The organism is Flexivirga alba, assembly GCF_042661025.1.
Lineage (GTDB): Bacteria > Actinomycetota > Actinomycetes > Actinomycetales > Dermatophilaceae > Flexivirga > Flexivirga alba.
In genome coordinates this window covers 458,669-480,873 of record NZ_JBHSWH010000001.1, presented here as the reverse complement: position 1 = coordinate 480,873, position 22,205 = coordinate 458,669, and the positions used below count along the sequence as shown (strand labels likewise).

Genomic DNA, 22,205 nt, shown 5'->3' with positions numbered 1-22,205 from the left:
GCGTTTTCGCCGCGAATCGCCTGTCCGTTCGGCCATTGCCTGTCCTCTCGGTCGGGTTGGTCGCGGTCAGGGGGCGTCGTGGGTGAGGCCGAACTGCGCGCCGGAGGCGTCCCGCACGACGGCGACTCGGCGGCCGCCGCCGACCTGCTTCGGCTCATCGACAACACTCCCGCCTGCGTCACTGATCAGCTGGATCGCGGCCTCCAGGTCGTCGACGTGCAGGTGCGGCTGCACGGTGGTGCTGCCCGGGACGAGGCCGATCTGCTGGCCGTCGACATCGAAGCCGACGTAGTAGTCCGAGTCGGCGTTCGGTTGCACGCCGAGCAGCTTGATGTAGAGCTCGCGCGATGCTGCGAGGTCGGTGGTCGGCAGCAGAACAGTCTGGAAGTTGCCCATTGCGGGTCCTCTTTCCTTGGAGTGTGGAAGCGCATCTTTCGTGCGCCACTGGTATGACGACCGACGCTCCGGAAGTGTGACCGCCGGCAGGCCAGGATGTGATGAACTTGCGGGCATGGGTGTCGGAGTGGACGGTCAGACCGCCGGGTTCGAGGCGGAGCGCCCGCGGCTCTTGCGTATCGCGGAGCGAGTGCTCGGCGACCACGCGGAAGCCGAGGACGTCGTCCAGAATGCTTGGATCCGGTTGGCACGCAACGAAACTCCGATCGACAACCTGCCGGGCTGGCTGACCACGGTGACCACGCGTCTGTGCCTGGATCGGTTGCGCAGCAAGCTTCCGGTGCCGGAGGAAGACCTCGAGCTCGGCCTGGACGAAACAGTGCCCGACCCGGCCGACGACGTGATGCTCATCGACAGCGTCGGCACCGCGCTGCAGGTGGTGCTGGACCGACTCAGCCCGTCTGAACGGGTCGCGTTCGTGCTGCATGACAGTTTCGCGGTGGACTTCCCGGCGATCGCCACGATCCTCGACACCTCCCCGGCAGCGGCCCGGAAGCTGGCCTCGCGGGCGCGCCGCAAGGTGACCGACCGAGCGTCTGGCGACCGACCGGCTGAGCGATCCGACCACACTGCGGTCGTGGATGCCTTCCTGCACGCAGCCAAGGGAGGTGACCTCGACACGTTGCTCGGGCTGCTCGCGCCGGACGTCGTCCTCGAAGGTGCCGACGCGGCAGCACTGGCCCTCGGCACGCGACGACTGGTCGGACGCGAGGACGTGGTCGGCCTGACGAACGGTGGCATGAAGACGGCGTTCCCCGTCTTCATCGCAGATCGTCCAGGTGTCGCCTGGCTGCATCGCGGCGAATTCAAGGTGGCGTTCGACTTCGTGATCGAGGACGGACTGGTCCGCCGCATCGAGCTGCGCGCTGATCAGGAAGTGTTGGCGACAGTCCGAAAACGCTGACGCACCAACCCATCCGACATACAAAGGGTGCCGCCTCCCGAAGGAGAGGCGGCACCCTTGGTATGTCGAACGGACTACTTGTTGCTCAGTCGGCGGCGGAGGCCGAAGCCGAGCGCGCCGACACCCGCGGCAGCAACAGCTGCGCCGCCGAGGACGCCGCCGTTGAGGCCGCTGCCGGACGATCCACCGTCAGTGATGATCGGCGGGCCGGTGACGCCGGTCGACGTGGCCGTTCCAGTCGCAGTGCTGGTAGCCGTGCCGGTGCCGGTCGCAGTGGACGTCGGTGTGCCGGTGTCGGTCGGAGTTGACGTGGGGCTGGACGACGGGCTGGTGGGCGGTGTGCCCACAGCGATCGTGCCGAGGGTGGTGTTCTGGCCAGCCTTCAGGGTGCATGTCACCGGGATGACCAGGTCCTTCGTGGTCCCCTTGTACGTCTGGATGGTTGCCTTGAAATCGCCGACCTTGACGGTGATGGTTCCTGTTGAACTTGCTGCGACCTCTGCTGCTCCGTCGCCGGTCGCGGCTGTTTGCAGCGCTCCGGTAGTCGGCACCGGCGTGTTCGGGATCGTCAAGTGTGCGGTGCGGGCTCCGGGGCTGGCCACGGCGCCGGAGACGCTGTAGCCGGCGTCGCTGGTGCCGTCGACGGCTGTCTCGCTCAGGGCGCGCAGCGTGTCTGTCGCTGTGGTGGACGACGTGACCTGCGCGGTGATTGTCGGCGCGGGCAGTGTCGCACCCGGTGCGACCTGGGTCGGCAGGTTGCTGGTGACCGTTGCGGTCCAGACCCCTTGGTCCAGGACATTGCCGAAAACGTTTGCGGTGCAGGTGTATTGCAATGCCTTGGACGTCGCTGCGTTCGCCGCAGGCGCGCTGAGTCCGGCGGTGATTGCAATGGTGCCGGCGACGATGCCGACCGTGCCGAGTCCGGCGAGTGCGCGCCGCGATGTCGCGGCGGGGCCGCGCTTGGTGCGTGCCATGGGTCCTCCGTGTGAGTGTGCCTCGGAATAGCTGCCCGATCCCGAGCGCGCCAACTTACCGACAGGTAAGCGATGCTCACAGTAGCCGCGAGTGACCTGGTTCACTACCTGTTTGGCCAGACTCGCCGACGCAAATTGGTCAGTTGTATGACGTGGGGCTACTTCCGGCCCACCCGGAGGCGCCGAGCCGCTCCGGCGCCGAGCACTGCGACGCCTGCGGCGGCCACGCCGGCGCCGATCAGAATGCCGGTGTCATTGCCATTCGAGGTGCCACCGTCGGTGATGATTGGCGGACCGGTGGTCGCCGACGTGCTGGACGGGGAGGACGACGGGCTGGTGCTCGACGACGGCGAGGCGGCGGTCACGTCGACGCTGGCGACCGTGGCGTCCTGGCCGGCGGCGAGAGTGCAGTCGATCTCGACCGGCACGCCGGAGTCGGTAGTCAGGGACGCCTTGAAGTCGCCCGCGGTCACCGTCGCGGTGCCCGGCTTGTCGCCGGCGTGCTCAGGGGCGGCTGCGCCCTTGGCCTCGGTGACGACGGGACCGGTCGCCGGCAGCGTCGTCGTGGGGACGGTCAACGTGCTCGAGCGGTCGCCCGGTGAGGCGACGGCGCCGCTGACGGCATACGAGAATTTCACCGACCCGGACCATGAGTTGACGGCGAGTGCTCGGAACTGGGTCGCGGCGTCGTCGCCCGCGGTGACCGAAGCGTCGAAGTGCGTGCTGGTGAACGATGCCCCGGCCGGTGCCGTGGCGGGGTAGTCGGTCTGGACGCTGACCGACCACGGATCGGAGAACGTCAGGCCGATCGCGGGAGCCGAGCAGGTGTAGGCGAGCTTGGTGGTCGTCGCGGCGTGGGCGGGTCCAGACACGGCGATGCCAGTGATGGTCAATCCGGCTGCCACGCCGAGCGCGCCGCAGGCGCCGAGCACCCGCTGCGTCCCGTGTCGTCGGCTTGCACCCTGCTCATGCCCGGTCGATCGGCTCATGGTGACTCCTCGCAAGCTGTCCGGCCCGCGCGACGGCACCCGGGTCCGGGTCAACCTTGACCTCTTTGCGGGGGTGCTGCAACCGGAACGGTGAAACCGCGGGGGTCGCAGGGTCGTTCGAAGCCGGCGCCGTACGATCGGATCGTCCCGTCCGGGGCGCACACCTCGTCAAATCGGGAGCCACTCGATGAGCCACGCCGCTGACTTCCTGGGTCAGACCACTACCCGCCTGGAGCGCATCGCCGCGCTTGCCGAAGACGGTGGTCTGGACGCCGCGATCGCGTTGTTGACGGACTCGATCGCGGCGGGTGGCGTCGTGCACGTTTTCGGCACCGGGCACTCCGAGGCATTCGCGATGGAGCTGGCCGGGCGCGCCGGTGGCCTGATCCCCACCAACAAGATCGCACTGCGCGATCTCGTCCTTCGCGGTGACGAGGACCGGTCGTTGCTGGGCAGCAGTTTGCTCGAGCGGGACCCGCAGATCGCCGAGAAACTCTGGGCGCTCGTGCCCGCGTCGCCCGGGGACGTCATCGTCATCGCGTCGAACTCCGGCGTCAACGGCTCGATCGTCGGATTCGCTGTGCAGGCAAAGGAACACGGCTACCCGGTCATCGCCGTGACAAGCCTGCAGCACACCGCGGCCGTCGAGCCGAAGCACCCGAGCGGGAAGCGCCTGTCCGAGATCGCCGACGTGGTCATCGACAACCTCGCGCCATACGGCGACTCGACGCTGGAGGTCGGTGGCATCGGCGCCGGCGCGGTCTCGTCGCTGACCGCCGCGTTCATCGCGCAACTGCTCACCATCGGCACCATCGAGAAGCTCGGCCAGCAGGCCGCCGAGCCGCCGGTCTACATCTCGGCGAACGTCCCCGGCGGCCACGAGCGCAACCAGAAGCTCGAGGCCGTGTATGGCGACCGGCTCATCCGAGGGTCGTGAGGTCGTTCGGCTACTTGTCGATGTCGCCCACGACGAAGAACATCGAGCCCAAGATCGCGACCATGTCGGCCAGCAGAGTGCCGGGCAGCAGCTCGCTGAGCACCTGAATGTTGTTGAACGACGCCGATCGCAGCTTCAGTCGCCATGGCGTCTTGTCGCCGCGCGACACGAGGTAGTAGCCGTTGAAGCCGAGCGGGTTCTCGGTCGCCAGATAGTCCGAACCCTCCGGCACTTTGAGCACCTTGGGCAGCTTGACGTTGACCGGGCCGGCCGGCAGTGCAGCGATCCGGTCGACACAGGCCTGCGCGATGTCCAGCGACACGTGCACCTGCTCGAGCAGGACTTCCAGTCGGGCCAGGCAGTCGCCGTCGGTGCGGGTGACCACGCGGCCGGGGCCGCCGGGGGCGAAGAGTTCGGCATACGACAGGTAAGGCTGGTCGCGTCGCAGGTCGAGGTCGACGCCCGAAGCCCGGGCGATCGGCCCGGTAATCCCGTATGACGCAATGGTTTTCGCGTCGAGCACGCCGACCCCGCGGGTCCGCCCGCGCAGGATCTCGTTGCCGACGAGCAGGCTCTCCAGGTCGGGCATCCGGCCGCGGACGAGGCGGATCGTGTCGCTGACCCTGCCCAGCCAGCCGACCGGCAGGTCGTCGCGCAGCCCGCCGACCCGGCCGAACATGTAGTGCATGCGTCCGCCGGAGATCTCCTCCATGACGTTCTGCAGGTCTTCGCGCTCGCGGAAGGAGTAGAAGATCGGGGTGATCGCACCGAGCTCCAACGGGTAGGAGCCGAGGAACATCAGGTGGTTGAGCACCCGGTTGAGCTCGGCGAGCAGGGTGCGGGTCCAGGTCGCGCGTTCGGGGACGTCCATGCCGAGCATCCGCTCGACGACGAGCGCGACCCCGATCTCGTTGCTGAAGGCGGACAGCCAGTCGTGCCGGTTGGCCAGCACCATGATCTGCCGGTAGTCGCGCACCTCGAAGAGCTTCTCGGCGCCGCGATGCATGTAACCGACGATCGGTTCGGCGCTCTTGATGCGCTCGCCGTCCAGGGTGACCCGCAGCCGGAGCACGCCGTGCGTGGCCGGATGCTGCGGCCCGATGTTGAGCACCATGTCCGCGGTCGCCAGACCACCGGCGCCGACTCCAATGGTGAGCTCGCGTTCTGGCATGCGGGCCAGTCTGCCAGTCGCGACCTAGAGCGCGGTCTCGGCACGCGGCCGTAGCTCGCCGAGGCGGACCAGGATCACGCCGCCGACAATGAGCAACCCACCCAGCAGTTGTATGACGAGAGGCAGCTGCCCGAGCAGCAGCCAGGCGAACAGCACCGAGAAGAGCACCTCGGCGAGAGCGACGAATGACGCGACGGTGCGGCCGAGGCTGCGGGCCGCGATGACACCGGTGAAGTAGGCGAACGCCGTGGAGAGCACGGCCAGTGCGCCCAGCGGCAACCAGAACGGCAGCTGGTGTCCGACGAAGGTCGTCTCGTTGGTCGATGCCCGCATGGGCAGCAGGCCGATCGTGCCGAGCGCGCCCAGGAAGACGGCGCCGGCCGCCATACCGACACCGGCAAGGGCCATCGGCGGCAGATCGTCATCGGCTCGTCCGGCGATGATGAAATAGCCCGCGGAGCCGACGGCGGCGCCGAGTCCCCACAGCACGCCGGTGAGTGACAGGTGGGCGTCGCCGAAGACGTCCAGCACGAGCATCAGGCCGGCGACACAGACGGCGGCACCGACGATGGTCGGTGTCGACGGGCGACGCCGGGTCCACACCCAGTAGCCGAGCACGAGCAGCACCGGGGAGAGGTATTCGAGCATCAGCGCGACGCCTACCGACAGGTGCTGGACCGCGTAGAAGTAGGCGAGCTGGCAGCCGGCAACCCCGGTCAAGCCGTAGAGCATGATCGCCACCGCCTTGCGCCGGACCAGGTGCCACCTGCCGTGCAGCGACCAGATCGTCGGCGGTGCCAGCACCAGCGCGGCCAGTCCGATGCGGGCGGTCACCGCTGCTCCGGGCGACCAGCCGGCTTTCAGCAGGGCCGTCGCGAAACTGCCCGAGGTGCTGAAGGCCGCGGCGGACAGCAGGGCGATCCCGATGGTGCCGACGCCGGGTCCGGCGTGCGGGAGGGAGGCCGGGGCCTCCAAGTCGGAGGGAACGCCGGTCGTCGTCAGGACGTCCGTGGTCATGTGGGCCTCCCCGTGGGTCATCGAGAACGTAACGAGCAAACCGTCATGTTGCTCATGACAGTGCACTGATCGTAGGGTGTGCCGCAGACAGGAGTCAAAGTGCTTTTTGCTCATGACACGGAAGTGGCGCTGGTCGATGCCGCGGCGCTGGTCAACACCGCCTGCGAGGACCCGGATCCGCTGTCGGACCGGGCGTCATACCTCGAGTTCGTCGAGGGCTGCGACTGGAGCGGCCCGATCAGCGGTGACGACACTGAGCGTATGGCGGTCCGGGCGCTCCGGCCAGTGCTGCGCGAGTTCTGGACCGTCGACGAGACCGGCATCGTCCAGCGCGTCAACGAACTGCTGCGCCGGGAGTCGGCCCTGCCGCAACTCGTCAAACATGGCAGCTGGGACTGGCACCTGCACGCGACGCCGAATGACGCACCGCTCGCGACTCGGTGGAGCGTGGAGACGGCGATGGCGATGGTCGACCTCGTGCGTGCGGGCGAGCTGCGTCGTCTGCGGCAGTGTGCGGCGCCCGACTGCGACGCTGTGCTGGTCGACCTCTCACGCAACCGTTCCAAGCGCTACTGCGACTTGGGCTGCGGAAACCGGCTCAACGTCGCGGCATACCGCGCCCGTCTCACATCGGGGTCCGCCCACTCGCCGGAAGGTAATCTGCAGCCGTGAGCAACCAAGGGGATGGCCGCCCGCCGGAGAGCAACGGCGGGCAACAGGGGAGACCGGCGGCCAGTGGACCGGTGGCCAGCAGCCGTGGTCCGGTGGGCAGCAGTGGAGTGGTCAGCAGCCGTGGGCCACCGGTGGGCAGGATGGGCAGCCGCCGTCGTGGTCGACCGGGCAGACCGGGCCGAATGTCGGTCCGACGATGAACAACCCGCAGAGTTCTTATTACGACCGGTTCTCCGAGGCGTCCGGTGAGGGTCTCAAGGTTCCGCAGGGCGGCGGTGGCGGTGGTCGGGGCAAGGTCCTGATCGGGCTGGCCGCCGCGCTTGTCGTGGTCGTGGCTGCGGTCGCGATCTTCGCGCTTACTCGTGGTGACAGTTCCCCGACGAAGGCGGTCGGTTCGAGCTCGACCAGCGCCCTGCCACCGGTCCAGGCGACGACCTGGGTCAACCCAACGCTGGCCGCCGGTGCGAGAGCGCTCAAGGCCGGCTGGCAGTCGCAGACCGCTCAAGGTGCACCCGGCATATTCGACGTCCCGACGGACAAGGCCTGGAAGCTCGAGGCGACGTCATACAACATCGGGTATGCGAACCCGAAGACCGGGAATCCCTTGATTCTCGCGTGGGCGCCGGCGCGGTACAACGTCGGATATTGCTCTGCCAAGAAGACGGACGAAGTCGCCTGGGTTGGCTTGATGAATGTCGGCAAGCGGGATCCGTCAGATGCGGGACCGGATGTCGCGCAGAAGTTCGCCGACGCCATCGCGATGAAGAAGGATGGGTCGAAGGCGAAGGAAGGGCAGCTGTCTGCGGCCAAGCAGATCAAGGTCGACCAAGGCACGATCCCCGCACTGCAATACACGATCACGACCGCCGTCGGTGACCCGGACGGCTGTGACAAGGGCAAGGACTACGAGATCCGAACGGTGACCTTCTCGGCGGGCGGCACGTCCTACCAATTGGTGTCCGTGGGCGTGGCCGACGGCTCGAAGGGTCTGTCCGGGCAACTGCTTGACGAGGTCATCTCGACATTCCGACCCAACAGCTGACTTCGCGAACGATTCCACGACGACGAGATAGGTAGCCTTCAGCCGTGAGCGACCAAGGGAACGAGCAGTGGCCGCAGGAGGGTTCCGGGGCGAATACCGGCGGTCAATGGTCCGGTGGGCAGCAACAGTGGGCAGGCGGGCAGCAGCCGTGGGCCACCGGTGGGCAGGATGGGCAGCCGCCGTCGTGGTCGACCGGGCAGACCGGGCCGAATGTCGGTCCGACGATGAACAACCCGCAGAGTTCTTATTACGACCGGTTCTCCGAGGCGTCCGGTGAGGGTCTCAAGGTTCCGCAGGGCGGCGGTGGCGGTGGTCGGGGCAAGGTCCTGATCGGGCTGGCCGCGGCGCTGGTGCTGATCGTCGCCGCCGTCGCGATCTTCGCGTTCACCCGTGGTGACAGTTCCCCGAAGAATGCCGTCGGTTCGAGCTCGACCAGCGCCCTGCCACCGGTCCAGGCGACGACCTGGGTCAACCCGACGCTGGCCGTCGGCGCGCGTGCCCTCAAGGCCGGCTGGCAGTCGCAACAGGCCGACGACCCGCGTGGCGTCTACGACGTGCCGAAGACCGCCGACTGGAAGCTCGAGTCCAGCGACACGTTGTTCGGTTATGCGGATCCAAAATCCGGCAAGCCGCTGGTCATCAGCAAGGCGCCGGCGCTGTATGGCGTCGGGTTCTGCTCCGCAGACAAGAAGGATGACTCCGGCTGGCTCGGACTCGTCAACGTCGGCAAGCGCGACCCGTCGGACGCCGGCCCGGACGTCGCCCAGAAGTTCGCCGACGCCATCGCGAAGAAGAAGGACGGCTCGAAGGCGAAGGAAGGCCAGCTCTCGGCGGCCAAGCAGATCAAGGTCAACCAGGGCACGATTCCCGCGTTGCAGTACACGATCACCACGGCGACCGGCGATCCGGATGGCTGCGACAAGGGCAAGCAGTACGAGGTTCGGACCGTGACCTTCTCCTCGGGCGGGAAGTCTTATCAGTTGGTTTCCGTGCGCATGCTGGATGGCCCGAAGACCCTGTCCGCCGACACGGTGGACGAAATCGTCACCACCTTCCGCCCGAGCAACTGATCCTCGTCAGTGGTCGATCGTGGTGATCGCCCACCAGAAGTCACCGAGCCCGGAGGTCGCGGTGAGCTGGGCGTAACTGCCACGCTCGGCCAGGCCCTCGAGGTATGCCGGAGGGTCTTCCCGGGCCAGTGCGATCGCGGGAGCCTCCGGCCGTAGCCCGAGCTGGTCGAAAAGCGCGCGTTGCCGCACGAGTTCGCCAGCCCCGAGGGTGTCCATCGCCACGTGCGCGGTGATGTCGGTGCTGCCATCGGGTCGCGGCGGGCACTGGACCCCGTCGCGGTAGCCGGTCAGCGTGCCCCAGCGAGGGCGGTCGGCGCGCAGGTGGCCATAGTCGACGAGAGCGAGCAACCCGCTGTCGATCCGGGACAAGAGGTCCCTGTATGCCGCGTCGCGCGTGCTGCCGATCTCGGCACGGTCCCCCTCAGTCTCCCCAGGTCGCCAATTCTGTTGCAACCATTGCAAGTCCGTACCTACGACGGGACCCGCGAGACGCTCTTCGCTGCTGGGGTCGACCTCGACGGTTCGCCATACGGCGCCGTCATACTCGGCGATCGTGCAGGGCACCACGTCGAGCCATTCATGCGCGATCACGAGGGTGTCTCGCAGGTCGCGCAACGCGGACGGCAAGTCAGCGCCGCCGGGGAGACCAGCCAGTCGATACTCCCGGGCAGATCACCAGGGCGACCGACGACATCGACCCCGGTCAACTGCAGCGTCGGCGCGATCGCGGCCACCTCCGCGAGGAGTTCGCCGCGGCCGGCGCCGACATCGACCAGTCGGGTGCAGCCGCTTCGCTCGGCGAGTATGACGAGAGCCCCGGCCAACAAGCGCCCGCCGCCGGGAATGCCCTGTGCCGAGGTGGCGAAGTGTCCGGCGGGGCCGGAGGTCTGCCGGTAGAAGCCGTCTGGCCCATAGAGCGCGTTGTGCCACGCCGCTTGCCAGGATTGCCACACCACAGAGCCCAATGCTAGAGGGACCGCGCCTGACGCAGTCCGACACTGTCGGCTAGCGTCTTCCGCGTGAATCAACTACAGCGGCCGACCCTACGGGTGGGAGTCGTCGGCGCCGGCCGGGTCGGGTCGGTGTTGGGCGCGGCGCTGCGTGCTGCCGGTCATGAAGTCGTCGCGGTGAGCGCGGTGAGCGATGCTTCGCGCGAGCGTGCTGCGACGTTGCTGCCGGGTGTGCCCGTGCGCGACGTCCCGGAGGTCGTCGCTGCGGCCGATGTCGTCCTGCTCGCCGTGCCCGACGATGCCATCGGCTCGCTGGTCGCCGGGCTGGCGGCCAACGGTGCGTGGGACGGTGGCCGGGTTGCCGTGCACACCAGTGGATTTCGCGGTCTCGACGTCCTGCAGCCGGTCGTCGATGTCGGTGGCGATGCCGTGGTGCTGCACCCGGTCATGACGTTCACCGGAGTGCCCGCTGACGTCGACCGCATCGTCGGGACGCCGATCGCGGTGACCGCCTCGATGGGAGCGGACCTACTGGCCGATGCGTTGGCGCTCGACCTCGGCGGCGAGCCGTTCCGGCTGGCCGACGAGGACCGTGCGACCTACCACGCGGCGCTTTCGCACGCCGCCAATCACCTGACCACGATCGTCGCGCAGTCCAGCCAACTGTTGCGCGGCATCGGCATCGACGACCCGGCCACGCTGCTGCGACCTTGCTGGAAGCAGCCCTGGAGAACAGCCTGCAGCGCGGTGACCGTGCGCTGACCGGGCCGGTCGCCCGCGGCGACGTCGGCACCGTGTCGGCGCACTTGCAAGCGCTCGCGGACCAGCCCGAGGACATCCGACGCGCTTACCGGGCGCTCGCGGCTGCCACCACGACCCGGGTGGCTGCGCGGCGAGCGATGCCCGCCGAGTCCGTGCAACCCATGCTTGATCTGTTCGCCAAGGAAGAGGAAAAATGATCACCCCGATGACGACACAACCGGTGGTCGCGCATTCCCGGGAAGACCTTCTCCACGCGCGGAAGTCACTAAAAGGCACGATTGCCACCGTTATGACGATGGGCGCGCTGCACGAGGGTCATGCCGAATTGATCCGCACCGCAAAGAAATCCGCCGACCACGTCGTCGTGACGATCTTCCTCAACCCCCTGCAGTTTGCCGTCGGTGAGGACTTGTCGCGCTATCCGCAGACCTTCGACGACGACCTGCTGATCTGCGAGCGAGAGGGTGTCTCGGTCGTCTTCGCGCCGACCCCGGACGTCGTCTATCCGAATGGCGATCCGGGCGTCCGTGTTTCGGCCGGCAAGCTCGGCGAGGTCCTCGAGGGTGCCTCTCGGGCCGGTCACTTCGACGGGGTGCTGACCGTCGTGGCAAAGCTGCTGCACCTGGTGCAGCCCGACTTCGCCTTCTACGGCCAGAAGGATGCGCAGCAGCTGCTGCTGATCCGGCGGATGGCGCGCGACCTGGACTTCCCGGTGGAGGTCATCGCCGTCCCCACCGTCCGCGAGGCCGATGGGCTGGCGCTGAGCAGCCGCAACACCTACCTCAGTCCGTCGGATCGTGAAGTGGCACTGAGTCTTTCGCGCGCACTGCAAGCCGGCGCCGAGCAGGTCATGAACGGCCCGGCCGCGGTACGCCGAGCCGCCCGGGACGTGCTGGTGAAGGAGCCACTCGCGCTGGTGGACTATCTCGTCCTGGTGCATCCGGAGACGCTGGAACAGGTTCCCGAGTGGTACCGCGGCACGGCGCTGCTGGCCGTGGCCGCCAAGGTGGGCACCACCCGGCTGATCGACAACGAACCCCTCGAGATCGGCCCGAGCGCCTAGGCCGACTAGCAGAAAACCGACGTGTCGGTTTTCTGCTAGTCATTGTCGGTGGTGCGGAGCAGACTGGACGCATGCTCACCGACCCACAGACCTGTATGACGGCCGTGCGGTCCCGCGATGCCCGCTTCGACGGCTGGTTCGTCACGGGGGTCCGCACCACCGGCATCTACTGCCGCCCGAGTTGCCCGGCGACACCGCCGAAGGCGCGCAACATCACCTTCTACCCGAGCGCGGCCGCCGCGCAGGCGAACGGATTCCGGGCGTGCAAGCGGTGCCGCCCCGATGCCAGTCCCGGCTCGCCGGAGTGGAACGCCCGCGCAGATCTGGTGGCGCGTGCCATGCGACTGATCGCCGACGGTGTCGTCGACCGCGAAGGCGTTCACGGGTTGAGCCGCCGACTGGGCTACAGCACCCGGCAGATCGAGCGGCAGATCCGCGCCGAGCTCGGGGCTTCGCCGCTCGCGCTCGCCCGGGCACAACGGGCGCAGACCGCACGAGTGCTGATCGAGACCACGGCCCTGCCGCTGACCCAGGTCGCCCACGCATCCGGGTTCGGGAGCATCCGGTCGTTCAACGACACCGTGCGTGCGGTCTTCGCCATGGCACCGCGCGAACTCCGTTCGAAGACAAGGCTTTCCGCCGGTCACGTGAGTGCCGGCAATGCGTGGCACCACCTGCAGTTGCGGCTGCCGTTCCGCCGGCCGCTGCGCGTGGACAATCTCTTCGGACACTTGGTAGCGACCGCCGTCCCCGGAGTGGAGGAATGGCGTGACGGTGCCTACCGGCGCACCATGCAACTGCCGCACGGGCCTGCCGTCGTGGCCCTGCGCCCGGACGACGGGTTCGTCGCCGCCCGCGTCTGGCTGCGTGACCTCGCGGATCTGCCGGTTGCGATCAGCCGCTGCCGCTGGCTGCTGGACCTGGATGCCGACCCGGAGGCGATCGACGCCCACCTGGCCGCCGACCCGATGCTCGCCCCGCTGGTCGCCGGCGCGCCCGGACGACGGGTCCCGCGCACCGTCGACGGCGTCGAACTCGCCCTGCGGCTGGTGCTCGGCCAGCAGATCTCCACCCGGGCCGCTCGCACCCACGCGGCCCGGCTGGTCCAGGCGTATGGCGAGCCGATCGACGACCCGGATGGCGGCCTCACCGCGACCTTCCCGGAGGCAGCGGTGCTTGCGACCGCGTCCGACGAAACGCTGGCGATGCCGCAGAGCAGGCGAGCGACCCTGCGAGGTCTGGCGGCCGCACTGGCCGACGGCGCGATCGACGTGTCGACCAGTGCAAACTGGGACGACACCCGCCGAGACCTGTTGGCATTGCCCGGAATTGGACCCTGGACGGTCGAGGGCGTTGCGATGCGGGCGCTCGGCGACCCGGACGCCTTCCTCGCCACGGATCTCGGTGTCCGCCAGGCGATGTCACGGCTCGGCATACCCGACAGCGGACGAGCCGCACATACCGCGAGCGAGCCGTGGCGACCCTGGCGTGCCTACGCCGTGCAGCACCTCTGGGCCAGCGGACCACACGAGATCAACCAACTTCCGGAGCAGGCAAGGAAACCCGCATGAGCACCAAGCGTCACCTCATCCTCGATTCGACCCCGATCGATCCGATCACCCTGATCGCCGAGGGCGACGAGCTGATCGCGGTCTACATGGAGGTCCACCAGCACGCTCCCGACCCCGCTGAGTATGGCGAGCGCGTCGACAGTGATCCGCTGCTGAACGAAGCCGCCCGCCAACTGACCGAATACTTCGCCGGTGACCGGACCGAGTTCGATCTGCCGTTGCGTCCGATCGGCACCGATTTCCAGCAGCGGGTATGGCGCGCACTGTGCGACATACCTTTCGGCCAGACATGGAGTTATCGCGAGGTCGCCGAGCACATCGGCAGCCCGACCGCCAGTCGCGCGGTCGGTCTGGCCAACGGACGCAACCCGATATCGATCGTGATCCCGTGCCATCGGGTGATCGGCGCCAACGGAAGTATGACGGGCTACGGCGGCGGCATCGAGCGCAAGCGGTGGCTGCTGTCGCACGAGGCCGGTGCTGCGGAGGGCGCCCTCTTTTAAGGGCTTACCATGGGTGCTGTGTGGCCCTACATCGAGACTCTGATCCCGTCCATCGGGTTGCTCTATCTGCTCTACGTGATCCTCAAGCACATCATGGAAGCCGATCGGCGCGAGCGGATTGCGCACGCCCAGTGGGAGCGTTCGGAAGCCGACGCCGCTGCTGCCGTCACTGAAGTTCCCGATCACCAGAAGTGATTTGGCCGGCCGGCAAGACAAACACCGCGGCCGACAATGAATTCCCCCGCCTTTTGTTGTGCTGATTTCGCACACCCTGTGTTAGCGTGTTTCCGATCTTTACGAAATCCGCCTGGTAGGAGTAAACGTAATGGCTCAGCGTGTCCAGATTTTGCTCGAGGATGACCTGGATGGGTCCGAGGCGAGCGAGACCGTCAATTTCTCCCTTGACGGCAAGTCCTACGAGATCGACCTTTCCGCAGCCAATTCCGCCCAACTGCGCGACGACTTCGCCAAGTGGACCGGCCATGCACGTCCGGTCCGCGGCCGCGGTCGGATCACGCCGGGCCGCGCCACGGGTCGCACCGATCTCAACAAAGTCCGTGAATGGGGCCGTAAGAACGGCTTCAAGGTGAGTGACCGCGGTCGTGTCTCGGCCGAGGTGCAGGAAGCCTACGCGCGGGCCAACGCCTGACTCTCGCTCTTCACCGACGCCGCCCGGCGCGCAGTTCTTGCGCTCCGGGCGGCGTCGTTGTTGTGTCGAAGAGCCGGCGCAGGAACGGCGAGTTCAGTCGTGGGGTGCCAGCCCATCGGCGAACAAGTCACCGTGTTGTTGCAGCCTTTCAATCACATCGTCGAACAATATTTGCTGCAACATGTCCGGTGCCCGGGCGCCGTCCTCGATCTCGTTCCACGTGCGTGGTGCCGCGGCGGTCGGCCGGTCTTTGCCGCGCAGTGAATAGGGCGCGATCGTGGTCTTTGCGGCGGTGTTCTGCGACCAATCGAGCAGCACCTTTCCTGGTCGCTTCGACTTGGTCATCTTCCACACCACCAGATTGGGATGTTCCCGGGTTAGCTGTTGGGCCAGTTCGCGGGCAGCGTCCCGCACCGCGACGCTGCTTTGGCTCCCGTCCAGGGCGGCATACACCTGCATGCCCTTGCTGCCCGAGGTCACCGGCACGCAGCGGTCCAGTCCGATGTCGGCCAGCCGGTCGCGCACGATGAGCGCTAGCTGCGCGCACTCGGTGAGCCCGGCCGGTGCTCCGGGGTCGAGGTCGATCACCAGTCGGTCCGGCGCCACCGGCTGATCGTCGACCAGCCGCCACTGTGGGACGTGGAACTCCAGAGAGGCGAGGTTGACGAGGTACATCAACTCTGCGAGTTCGCCGATCACCGGATAGACGACCTCGTCACCGGTGCCCCGGGAGCCGGACGACGGCAACGCCACCCGCGACAGCCATGACGGTGCGCCGGGCGGGAGATTCTTCTCGAAGAACGACAGGTCGGAGACGCCGTGCGGCCAGCGGATTCGAGTGGCCGGGCGGTCGGCGAGCACCGCGAGCAGCGGCTGTGCGACCTGCGTGTAGTAGTGCAGCACCTCACCCTTGGTGGTCTCCGTGCCGGGATAGAGGATCTTGTCGAGATTGCCGAGCTTCAGTCGCCGGCCACCGACCTCGGTGGTGATCTGCCCGTCAGCCATCGCGATCCCCACGAAGTTCTCCCCCGCTTCGCTCCTCCGATACTTCGCGGAGGCCCCGCATCCCTCTGCCACCGCTTCCCGGAGGGTCCGTTGTGTCCGTGCCGCTCAGATCCTCCGGCCGCAGATCATGGCGTATGCCGCGCCAACTCGGCTGGCGCAACTGACCGCCGTCGGAGATGCCGAGGAACTCCACGTCGGCCACCAGATCGGGACGCACCCACCGGATCGCGCCGCGACCGGGCTCGACGGGTGGATTCTCGTCGAACGGTGAACCCGCAGAACCGATCTCGCGTAGTTGGGCCAGCAGCTGTGCACCGCGCGCGCCGGCCAACCCGGAGCCGACCCGGCCGCGGTAGAGCAGCGGACCCTCGGGGGTCGGCGTGGCCAGGTAGATCGAGCCGAGCACGCGGTCGTTGTCCCGCTCGGGCAGCCACCCGCACACCACGAACGAGTCGGTGCGCCGGTGCACGATCTTGCGCCAGTCGGGACTACGACGCCCCGGCCGGTATGGCGAACCGGCTCGCTTCGACACCACGCCCTCCAGCCCCTTGGCGGCGGTCGCTTCGGCCAGCTGAGCACCGTCGGTGAAGGTCGGCGGCACCTGGACGAAGCGGGTCGCCAGGTCCAGGCCTTCCAGCAGCTGGCGACGCTGCCGCAGAGGCATTGTCAGGGTGGACCGGTCCATCGCCTGCAGCACGTCGAAGACCAGGAACGTCGCCGGCGCCGCAGCCGCGAGCCGTGCCGCCATCGACCCGTCCGAGACGTTGAAGCGCTCGGCGAGCGCCGCGAATGACGGCACACCTTCGGACAGGATCACCACTTCGCCGTCGAGGAGGAGGTCGTCATACCCCTGCAGTCCGGCCTCGGGGGTGACCAGCTCGGGGAAGGCAACGGTGATGTCGCGCTCGGTGCGGGAGGTGAGCCGCACCGACGAGCCGGACACGTGCGCCAGCACCCGCATGCCGTCCCATTTCACCTCGTGCAGCCAGTCCTCGCCCTCGGGCACGGTGTCCGCGGGGGTCGCGAGCATGGGGCGCATGGCGTCAATCTTGCCCTGAACTCCAGCGCAACAGGAGGCGCATCGCTTGCTGCCTGTCACACCGACACAGCACAATCGTGGAATGCGGGCAATTTGGAAGGGCGCTGTCTCCTTCGGTCTGGTCAATGTGCCGGTGCGGCTCTATTCCGCGACCGAGAACCACGACGTGCAGTTTCGGCAGGTGCACCGCGAGGACGGCGGGCGCATCAAATACCAACGCGTGTGCTCGATCGACGGCGAGCAGGTCTCGTATGACGACATCGCCAAGGGTTTCGAGACCGAGGACGGCCAGATGGTCGTGCTGACCGACGACGACCTGGCGCAGCTGCCGGTCAGCAGCAGCAAGGAGATCGCGGTCGACAAGTTCGTCCCGAGCTCCCAGATCGACGCCATGCTGCTGGACAAGAGCTACTTTCTGGAGCCCGACAAGGGTTCGGCCAAGCCCTATGTCCTGCTGCGAGATGCCCTGCGCTCGACCGACCGGGTCGCCCTGGTGACGGTGTCGATCCGCACCCGTTCCACGGTCGCGCTGCTACGAGTGCGCGACAACGTCATCGTGCTGCAGACGATGCTGTGGCCGGACGAGATCCGCAGCGCCGATTTCGGCGTGCTGGACGAAGCGAACGACATCGAGCCCAAATCGGCCGAGCTGGCGATGGCCGGGATGCTCGTCGACTCGCTGTCCGGTGACTACGACCCCGCCGATTACCGCGACGACTACGAGCAGGCAGTCAAGGAAGTCGTCCGGGCCAAGCTCGACGGCAACGAGGTCACCGCCCTGCCGGAGCAGGAGGACGAGGGCGGCGAGGTGCTCGACCTGCTGGCCGCGTTGCAGCAGAGCGTCAATCGCGCCAAGAAGTCCCGCGGAGAGCCCGTCGACGAGGAACCGAAGGCTGCCGCGAAGGCCGAGTCGAGCGCTACGAAGAAGGCCACCGCCAAGAAGGCGGCTGCGAAGAAGACGTCATCGACGAAGAAGGCGACCTCGAAGAAGGCGGCTGCGAAGAAGACCACCAAGAAGCAGGCCAAGAAGGCCGGCTAGCTACTGGCGCGCTCGCGCCGGCGCAGTCGCCGGGTCTTGTCCGCTCTGTGCGAACAACGGGCCAGACCTGCCTCCGGTGGAACATGCTGGCCGCCGCCGGCGTTGTCCGCACCAAGACCTGCTGCAGCTCTGCTGACCGCTCTGTGATCAAATCTGGCGGCATCAGTTGCTGCGGTTAGCATCGATGGTAGCGAGAGCTACCCGAGGAGTTAGAGATGTTCGAACGGTTCACCGACCGCGCGCGGCGAGTTGTGGTGCTCGCTCAGGAAGAAGCGCGCATGCTCAACCACAACTACATCGGCACGGAGCACATTCTGCTCGGGCTGATCCACGAGGGCGAAGGTGTGGCCGCGAAAGCGCTGGAGAGCCTGGGCATCTCCCTGGACGCCGTGCGTGAGCAGGTGCAGGAGATCATCGGCCCCAGCCAGCAGACCCAGTCCGGGCACATCCCGTTCACCCCGCGCGCCAAGAAGGTTCTCGAGCTTTCCCTGCGCGAGGGACTGCAGCTCGGCCACAGCTACATCGGCACCGAGCACATCCTGCTCGGCCTGATCCGCGAGGGCGAAGGCGTCGCCGCGCAGGTCCTGGTCAAGATGGGTGCCGACCTGTCCCGTGTCCGCCAGCAGGTCATCCAGCTGGTGTCGGGTTACCAGGGCAAGGAGCCGCAGGGCGCCGGCGTGGGCCAGCCCGGCCAGGAGAGCGGCACTCCTGCCGGCTCGCTGGTCCTCGACCAGTTCGGGCGCAACCTCACCCAGGCCGCTCGCGAGGGCAAGCTCGACCCGGTCATCGGCCGGGACAAAGAGATCGAGCGCGTCATGCAGGTGCTGTCCCGACGCACCAAGAACAACCCGGTGCTCATCGGCGAGCCCGGCGTCGGCAAGACCGCCGTCGTCGAAGGTCTTGCCCAGGATGTCGTGCGCGGTGACGTGCCCGAGACCCTGAAGGACAAGCAGATCTACACGCTCGACCTGGGGTCACTGGTCGCGGGCAGCCGCTACCGCGGTGACTTCGAGGAGCGACTTCGCAAGGTGCTCAAGGAGATTCGCACCCGCGGCGACATCGTCCTGTTCATCGACGAGATCCACACGCTGGTCGGTGCCGGCGCGGCCGAGGGCGCGATCGACGCTGCTTCGATCCTCAAGCCGATGCTGGCTCGTGGTGAGTTGCAGACCATCGGTGCGACGACGCTGGACGAATACCGGAAGCACATCGAGAAGGACGCCGCGCTCGAGCGCCGGTTCCAGCCGATCCAGGTGATGGAGCCGACGATCCCGCACGCGATCGAGATCCTGAAGGGCCTGCGCGACCGCTACGAAGCGCACCACCGGGTGACGATCACCGACGCGGCACTGGTGGGCGCGGTCAACATGGCCGACCGCTACATCAACGACCGTCACCTGCCGGACAAGGCGATCGACCTGATCGACGAGGCGGGGGCGCGGTTGCGCATCCGCCGGATGACCGCTCCGCCGGACCTGCGTGAGTATGACGAGAAGATCGCCCACGTCCGTCGTGAGAAGGAATCGGCGATCGACGGTCAGGACTTCGAGAAGGCCGCGTCGCTGCGCGACGACGAGAAGAAGCTGATCCAGGCCAAGGAGCACCGCGAGAAGGAGTGGAAGGCAGGCGACATCGACGTCGTCGCGGAGGTCGACGAAGAGTTGATCGCCGAAGTCCTGGCTGCTTCGACCGGCATCCCGGTCTTCAAGCTGACCGAAGAGGAGTCCAGCCGCCTGCTGCGGATGGAGGACGAGCTGCACAAGCGCGTCATCGGCAACGACGACGCCATCAAGGGTTTGTCCCAGGCGATCCGCCGTACCCGCGCCGGTCTGAAGGACCCACGTCGCCCCGGCGGCTCGTTCATCTTCGCCGGTCCGACCGGTGTCGGTAAGACCGAGCTGGCCAAGTCGCTCGCCGAGTTCCTCTTCGGCGACGAAGATGCCCTGATCACCCTCGACATGTCGGAGTTCTCCGAGAAGCACACTGTTTCAAGGCTTTTCGGCTCGCCTCCCGGCTACGTCGGTTACGAAGAGGGTGGCCAGCTCACCGAGAAGGTGCGGCGCAAGCCGTTCTCGGTGGTGCTCTTCGACGAGGTCGAGAAGGCACACCCGGACATCTTCAACTCGCTGTTGCAGATCCTGGAGGACGGTCGCCTGACCGACAGCCAGGGCCGGGTGGTCGACTTCAAGAACACCGTGATCATCATGACCACCAACCTCGGCACGCGCGACATCTCCAAGGGCGTCTCGCTCGGCTTCGCGTCGGGCAACGATGCTTCGACCGGCTACGAGAAGATGAAGTCCAAGGTCAACGACGAGCTGAAGCAGCACTTCCGCCCGGAGTTCCTCAACCGTGTCGACGACACGATCGTCTTCCCGCAGCTGACCCAGGAGCAGATCGTCGAGATCGTCGACCTGCGGGTCGCGGACCTGGACGAGCGCCTCAAGGACAAGGACATGGCGATCGAGCTCACGCCGGCCGCCAAGAAGGTCCTCGCCGAGCGCGGCTACGACCCGGCCCTGGGTGCGCGACCGCTGCGTCGTGCGATCCAGCGCGAGGTCGAGGACGTGCTGTCCGAGAAGATCCTCTACGGCGAGATCGGCGCCGGAGAGATCGTGCTGGTCGACGTCGACGGCGAGGGCAAGGACGCGAAGTTCACCTTCGTCGGCAGCCCGAAGCCGCAGGCTCCGGACTCGTTGCCCGTCGAGGCTGCCGGTAGCGGCGGGGTAGATCTCGGCAAGGACTGACTCATCCTGCGGATCGAGTAGCGGAGGAGCGCAGCGGGGGAGCGTATCGAGATCAGGACGTATGACGTGAGGGCCGGGCGGTTTCGCCCGGCCCTTCGTCATACCCACTTCGCTCCTGCGGAATGATGGTCGTATGACGCTGCGTGATCCTGCCTTGCACATCCGTCCGGCCCTCGCCACGGACGTGCGCGGGATCCGAGAGCTCACCAAGCCGTATGTCGAATCGCGTGCGATCGCGCCCAAGGCGTCGGTCGCTTATTACGAGGGTGTGCAGGAGTTCCTGGTCGTCGAGCGCGAAGACCGGCTGGTCGGCTGCGGCGCGTTGCACGTGATGTGGGAGGACGTGGCGGAGGTGCGCACCCTGGCGGTCGCGGCCGAGGAGAAAGGGCAGGGCATCGGTAGCACGTTGCTCGAGTCGTTGCTCGATCGTGCGCGCGAGCTCGCGGTGCGTCGGGTCTTCTGCCTGACTTTTGAGGTGGATTTCTTTGCGGCACACGGCTTTTCAGAGATTGACGGTGACCCGGTCGCACCCGATGTCTTCGCCGAGATGCTGCAGTCGTATGACGAGGGCGTCGCGGAGTTCCTCGATCTCGATCGGGTCAAGCCGAACACTCTCGGCAATCACCGGATGCTCCTCACCCTCTGACGGGATTGGCTGCCGTGAACCATCCGCGAAACTCGGCATGACGAAGCGGTCGGACGGTAGCGAGCAGCTCACCGTGGCGGGTCACCCGGTCTACACGTTCGTGGGCGACAAGGCGTCCGGGCAGACCAATGGCCAGAACCTCAACCTCAACGGGGGACTTTGGTATGCCGTGTCGCCGGCCGGAACGGAAATCGAGGGGACGTCGAGCACGTCCGCTCGTGGCGGATACGGCTACTGATCATGGGAACTGCCCTCTTTGCGGCGATCCGGCTGGTGGCGCTGCTGGCCGCCGCCTGGGTGCGGCTCAACCCGCGGCGATGGTCGTTCCTGCTCGCAGGCCTCGTGGCGGCCGTTGCGGCGGTCGCCGTGATCACCCACGACCTATGTCGACTTCGGCGCTGTCGGTCCGTTGCCCGACCTGTATCACCCACGTGGGCGGCGCCGGGCAAGACGCCGTCCTCAGTGGCGGAGGTGTGCAGCACGGTGCTGGCGATCGTGGGAATCTGCGCGGCGAGTGTGGCTCGTCGGCGCAGCGATCGGCTGGCCCGGTAGATGCGCCGTACGACGTCCTCGATGTCGGGCTCTTCGAGCGACACGGCAACCGGCTTCGCTTTGGGCGCGGGGCGGGCTAGCGTTTCACGGGTGAGTGATTCCACGGACGGTCAGCTCGACGTCGATGTCTCGCCCAGCGGGACCGGTTGCCAGGAGTGTGAAGCGGCTCGCGGCTGGTGGGTGCACCTACGCCGCTGTGCGGCCTGCGGGCACGTCGGGTGCTGTGACTCCTCGCCGGCGCAGCACGCGACGAAACACGCGACCGACACCGGCCATCGGATCGTGCAGAGCTTCGAGCCGGGCGAGGACTGGTTCTTCGACTACGGTTCGGCTGAGTTCGTCGCCGGCCCGCCACTGGCCGCGCCGACGAGTCATCCCGCCGGCCATGGTGCTCCGGCGCCCAAGGACCGGGTGCCCGCCAACTGGATGGAGCTCATCCACCGCTGA

At 67.3% G+C, this 22,205-nt stretch carries 25 protein-coding genes and 1 pseudogene; 17 read left to right on the top strand and 9 right to left on the bottom strand.

The genetic code is table 11. From position 1 onward, the window contains the following. Positions 1-66: 66 nt before the first annotated feature. Complete coding sequence (locus ACFQDH_RS02390; protein WP_382398112.1) at positions 67-396, bottom strand: VOC family protein; 330 nt, start codon at positions 394-396, stop codon at positions 67-69. Positions 397-511: 115 nt separating this feature from the next. On the opposite strand from ACFQDH_RS02390, the gene ACFQDH_RS02385 reads away from it, so the two are divergent. Beyond that, positions 512-1,360, top strand: a complete 849-nt coding sequence (locus tag ACFQDH_RS02385) for a sigma-70 family RNA polymerase sigma factor (protein ID WP_382398110.1) — start codon at positions 512-514, stop codon at positions 1,358-1,360. A gap of 74 nt (positions 1,361-1,434) precedes the next feature. Here ACFQDH_RS02385 and ACFQDH_RS02380 read toward each other — a convergent pair whose 3' ends face one another. Both ACFQDH_RS02380 and ACFQDH_RS02375 read right to left on the bottom strand, forming a co-directional pair. Beyond that, on the bottom strand, positions 1,435-2,334 hold the full coding sequence (locus tag ACFQDH_RS02380) for a DUF6801 domain-containing protein (RefSeq protein ID WP_382398108.1): 900 nt from the start codon (positions 2,332-2,334) through the stop codon (positions 1,435-1,437). 158 nt (positions 2,335-2,492) lie between these two features. Next, positions 2,493-3,323 carry a DUF6801 domain-containing protein gene (locus ACFQDH_RS02375; protein WP_382398106.1) on the bottom strand — a complete coding sequence of 277 codons (831 nt, stop codon included), beginning with the start codon at positions 3,321-3,323 and terminating at the stop codon, positions 2,493-2,495. Positions 3,324-3,510: 187 nt separating this feature from the next. Between ACFQDH_RS02375 and ACFQDH_RS02370 the strand changes: the two genes are divergently transcribed. Next, the gene (locus tag ACFQDH_RS02370) at positions 3,511-4,260 is read left to right on the top strand and encodes a sugar isomerase domain-containing protein (RefSeq protein WP_382398104.1); all 750 of its coding nucleotides are present in this window, start codon (positions 3,511-3,513) and stop codon (positions 4,258-4,260) included. Positions 4,261-4,270: 10 nt separating this feature from the next. Here the strand turns inward: ACFQDH_RS02370 and ACFQDH_RS02365 are convergent, their stop codons facing one another. After that, positions 4,271-5,431 (bottom strand): NADH-quinone oxidoreductase subunit D, encoded by a 1,161-nt coding sequence (locus tag ACFQDH_RS02365; RefSeq protein ID WP_382398102.1) that lies wholly within the window; start codon positions 5,429-5,431, stop codon positions 4,271-4,273. Positions 5,432-5,455: 24 nt separating this feature from the next. Further along, positions 5,456-6,448, bottom strand: a complete 993-nt coding sequence (locus ACFQDH_RS02360; protein WP_382398100.1) for an EamA family transporter — start codon at positions 6,446-6,448, stop codon at positions 5,456-5,458. Between the two features lie 99 nt (positions 6,449-6,547). Between ACFQDH_RS02360 and ACFQDH_RS02355 the strand changes: the two genes are divergently transcribed. The 3 genes from ACFQDH_RS02355 (at position 6,548) to ACFQDH_RS02345 (ending at position 9,232) form a co-directional block, all read left to right on the top strand. Then, positions 6,548-7,120, top strand: a complete 573-nt coding sequence (locus ACFQDH_RS02355) for a CGNR zinc finger domain-containing protein (protein WP_382398098.1) — start codon at positions 6,548-6,550, stop codon at positions 7,118-7,120. 196 nt (positions 7,121-7,316) lie between these two features. Further along, positions 7,317-8,162 (top strand): DUF8017 domain-containing protein, encoded by an 846-nt coding sequence (locus ACFQDH_RS02350; RefSeq protein WP_382398096.1) that lies wholly within the window; start codon positions 7,317-7,319, stop codon positions 8,160-8,162. Between the two features lie 44 nt (positions 8,163-8,206). Beyond that, positions 8,207-9,232, top strand: a complete 1,026-nt coding sequence (locus tag ACFQDH_RS02345; RefSeq protein ID WP_382398094.1) for a DUF8017 domain-containing protein — start codon at positions 8,207-8,209, stop codon at positions 9,230-9,232. A gap of 6 nt (positions 9,233-9,238) precedes the next feature. On the opposite strand, the gene ACFQDH_RS02340 is transcribed toward ACFQDH_RS02345, so the two are convergent. Further along, positions 9,239-9,823 carry an SAM-dependent methyltransferase gene (locus tag ACFQDH_RS02340; RefSeq protein WP_382398092.1) on the bottom strand — a complete coding sequence of 195 codons (585 nt, stop codon included), beginning with the start codon at positions 9,821-9,823 and terminating at the stop codon, positions 9,239-9,241. After that, a complete protein-coding gene (locus ACFQDH_RS02335) occupies positions 9,820-10,188 on the bottom strand; it encodes a hypothetical protein (protein ID WP_382398090.1) in 369 nt (122 codons plus the stop codon). Before ACFQDH_RS02335 ends, ACFQDH_RS02340 begins: the two co-directional genes overlap by 4 nt. Positions 10,189-10,251: 63 nt before the next feature. On the opposite strand from ACFQDH_RS02335, the pseudogene ACFQDH_RS02330 reads away from it, so the two are divergent. From ACFQDH_RS02330 to ACFQDH_RS02305, 6 genes and pseudogenes are all read left to right on the top strand, one after another. Next, a pseudogene (locus ACFQDH_RS02330) lies at positions 10,252-11,141 on the top strand (Rossmann-like and DUF2520 domain-containing protein). 8 nt (positions 11,142-11,149) lie between these two features. After that, entirely contained in the window at positions 11,150-12,007 is an 858-nt protein-coding gene (gene panC / locus ACFQDH_RS02325) for a pantoate--beta-alanine ligase (protein WP_382398088.1), read from the top strand. A 71-nt stretch (positions 12,008-12,078) separates the two neighbouring features. Further along, positions 12,079-13,578, top strand: a complete 1,500-nt coding sequence (locus tag ACFQDH_RS02320; RefSeq protein WP_382398086.1) for an AlkA N-terminal domain-containing protein — start codon at positions 12,079-12,081, stop codon at positions 13,576-13,578. Next, complete coding sequence (locus ACFQDH_RS02315; protein ID WP_382398084.1) at positions 13,575-14,081, top strand: methylated-DNA--[protein]-cysteine S-methyltransferase; 507 nt, start codon at positions 13,575-13,577, stop codon at positions 14,079-14,081. The genes ACFQDH_RS02320 and ACFQDH_RS02315 overlap by 4 nt, the downstream gene beginning before the upstream one ends. A gap of 9 nt (positions 14,082-14,090) precedes the next feature. Next, positions 14,091-14,276: a hypothetical protein gene (locus ACFQDH_RS02310; RefSeq protein ID WP_382398082.1), complete on the top strand. Its 186-nt coding sequence runs from the start codon at positions 14,091-14,093 to the stop codon at positions 14,274-14,276. A 130-nt stretch (positions 14,277-14,406) separates the two neighbouring features. After that, a complete protein-coding gene (locus ACFQDH_RS02305) occupies positions 14,407-14,730 on the top strand; it encodes a histone-like nucleoid-structuring protein Lsr2 (protein ID WP_382398080.1) in 324 nt (107 codons plus the stop codon). A 93-nt stretch (positions 14,731-14,823) separates the two neighbouring features. Here the strand turns inward: ACFQDH_RS02305 and ligD (ACFQDH_RS02300) are convergent, their stop codons facing one another. Then, positions 14,824-15,747 (bottom strand): non-homologous end-joining DNA ligase, encoded by a 924-nt coding sequence (gene ligD, locus ACFQDH_RS02300; RefSeq protein WP_382398078.1) that lies wholly within the window; start codon positions 15,745-15,747, stop codon positions 14,824-14,826. Beyond that, positions 15,728-16,774 (bottom strand): non-homologous end-joining DNA ligase, encoded by a 1,047-nt coding sequence (ligD, locus tag ACFQDH_RS02295; protein WP_382398076.1) that lies wholly within the window; start codon positions 16,772-16,774, stop codon positions 15,728-15,730. Before ligD (ACFQDH_RS02295) ends, ligD (ACFQDH_RS02300) begins: the two co-directional genes overlap by 20 nt. 82 nt (positions 16,775-16,856) lie before the next feature. Here ligD (ACFQDH_RS02295) and ku point away from each other — a divergent pair, with 82 nt between their 5' ends. The 6 genes from ku to ACFQDH_RS02265 all read left to right on the top strand — a co-directional run bounded on the left by ku (position 16,857) and on the right by ACFQDH_RS02265 (position 22,205). Further along, positions 16,857-17,813 (top strand): non-homologous end joining protein Ku, encoded by a 957-nt coding sequence (gene ku / locus ACFQDH_RS02290; protein ID WP_382398074.1) that lies wholly within the window; start codon positions 16,857-16,859, stop codon positions 17,811-17,813. A gap of 215 nt (positions 17,814-18,028) precedes the next feature. Beyond that, a complete protein-coding gene (locus ACFQDH_RS02285) occupies positions 18,029-20,560 on the top strand; it encodes an ATP-dependent Clp protease ATP-binding subunit (protein ID WP_382398073.1) in 2,532 nt (843 codons plus the stop codon). 133 nt (positions 20,561-20,693) lie between these two features. Beyond that, a complete protein-coding gene (locus tag ACFQDH_RS02280) occupies positions 20,694-21,206 on the top strand; it encodes an amino-acid N-acetyltransferase (protein WP_382398071.1) in 513 nt (170 codons plus the stop codon). A 37-nt stretch (positions 21,207-21,243) separates the two neighbouring features. Continuing rightward, positions 21,244-21,444, top strand: coding sequence for a COG4315 family predicted lipoprotein (locus ACFQDH_RS02275; RefSeq protein ID WP_382398069.1), 201 nt, complete (start codon positions 21,244-21,246; stop codon positions 21,442-21,444). Positions 21,445-21,446: 2 nt separating this feature from the next. Further along, complete coding sequence (locus ACFQDH_RS02270) at positions 21,447-21,758, top strand: hypothetical protein (RefSeq protein ID WP_382398067.1); 312 nt, start codon at positions 21,447-21,449, stop codon at positions 21,756-21,758. Between the two features lie 90 nt (positions 21,759-21,848). Next, positions 21,849-22,205 (top strand): UBP-type zinc finger domain-containing protein, encoded by a 357-nt coding sequence (locus ACFQDH_RS02265; RefSeq protein ID WP_382398065.1) that lies wholly within the window; start codon positions 21,849-21,851, stop codon positions 22,203-22,205.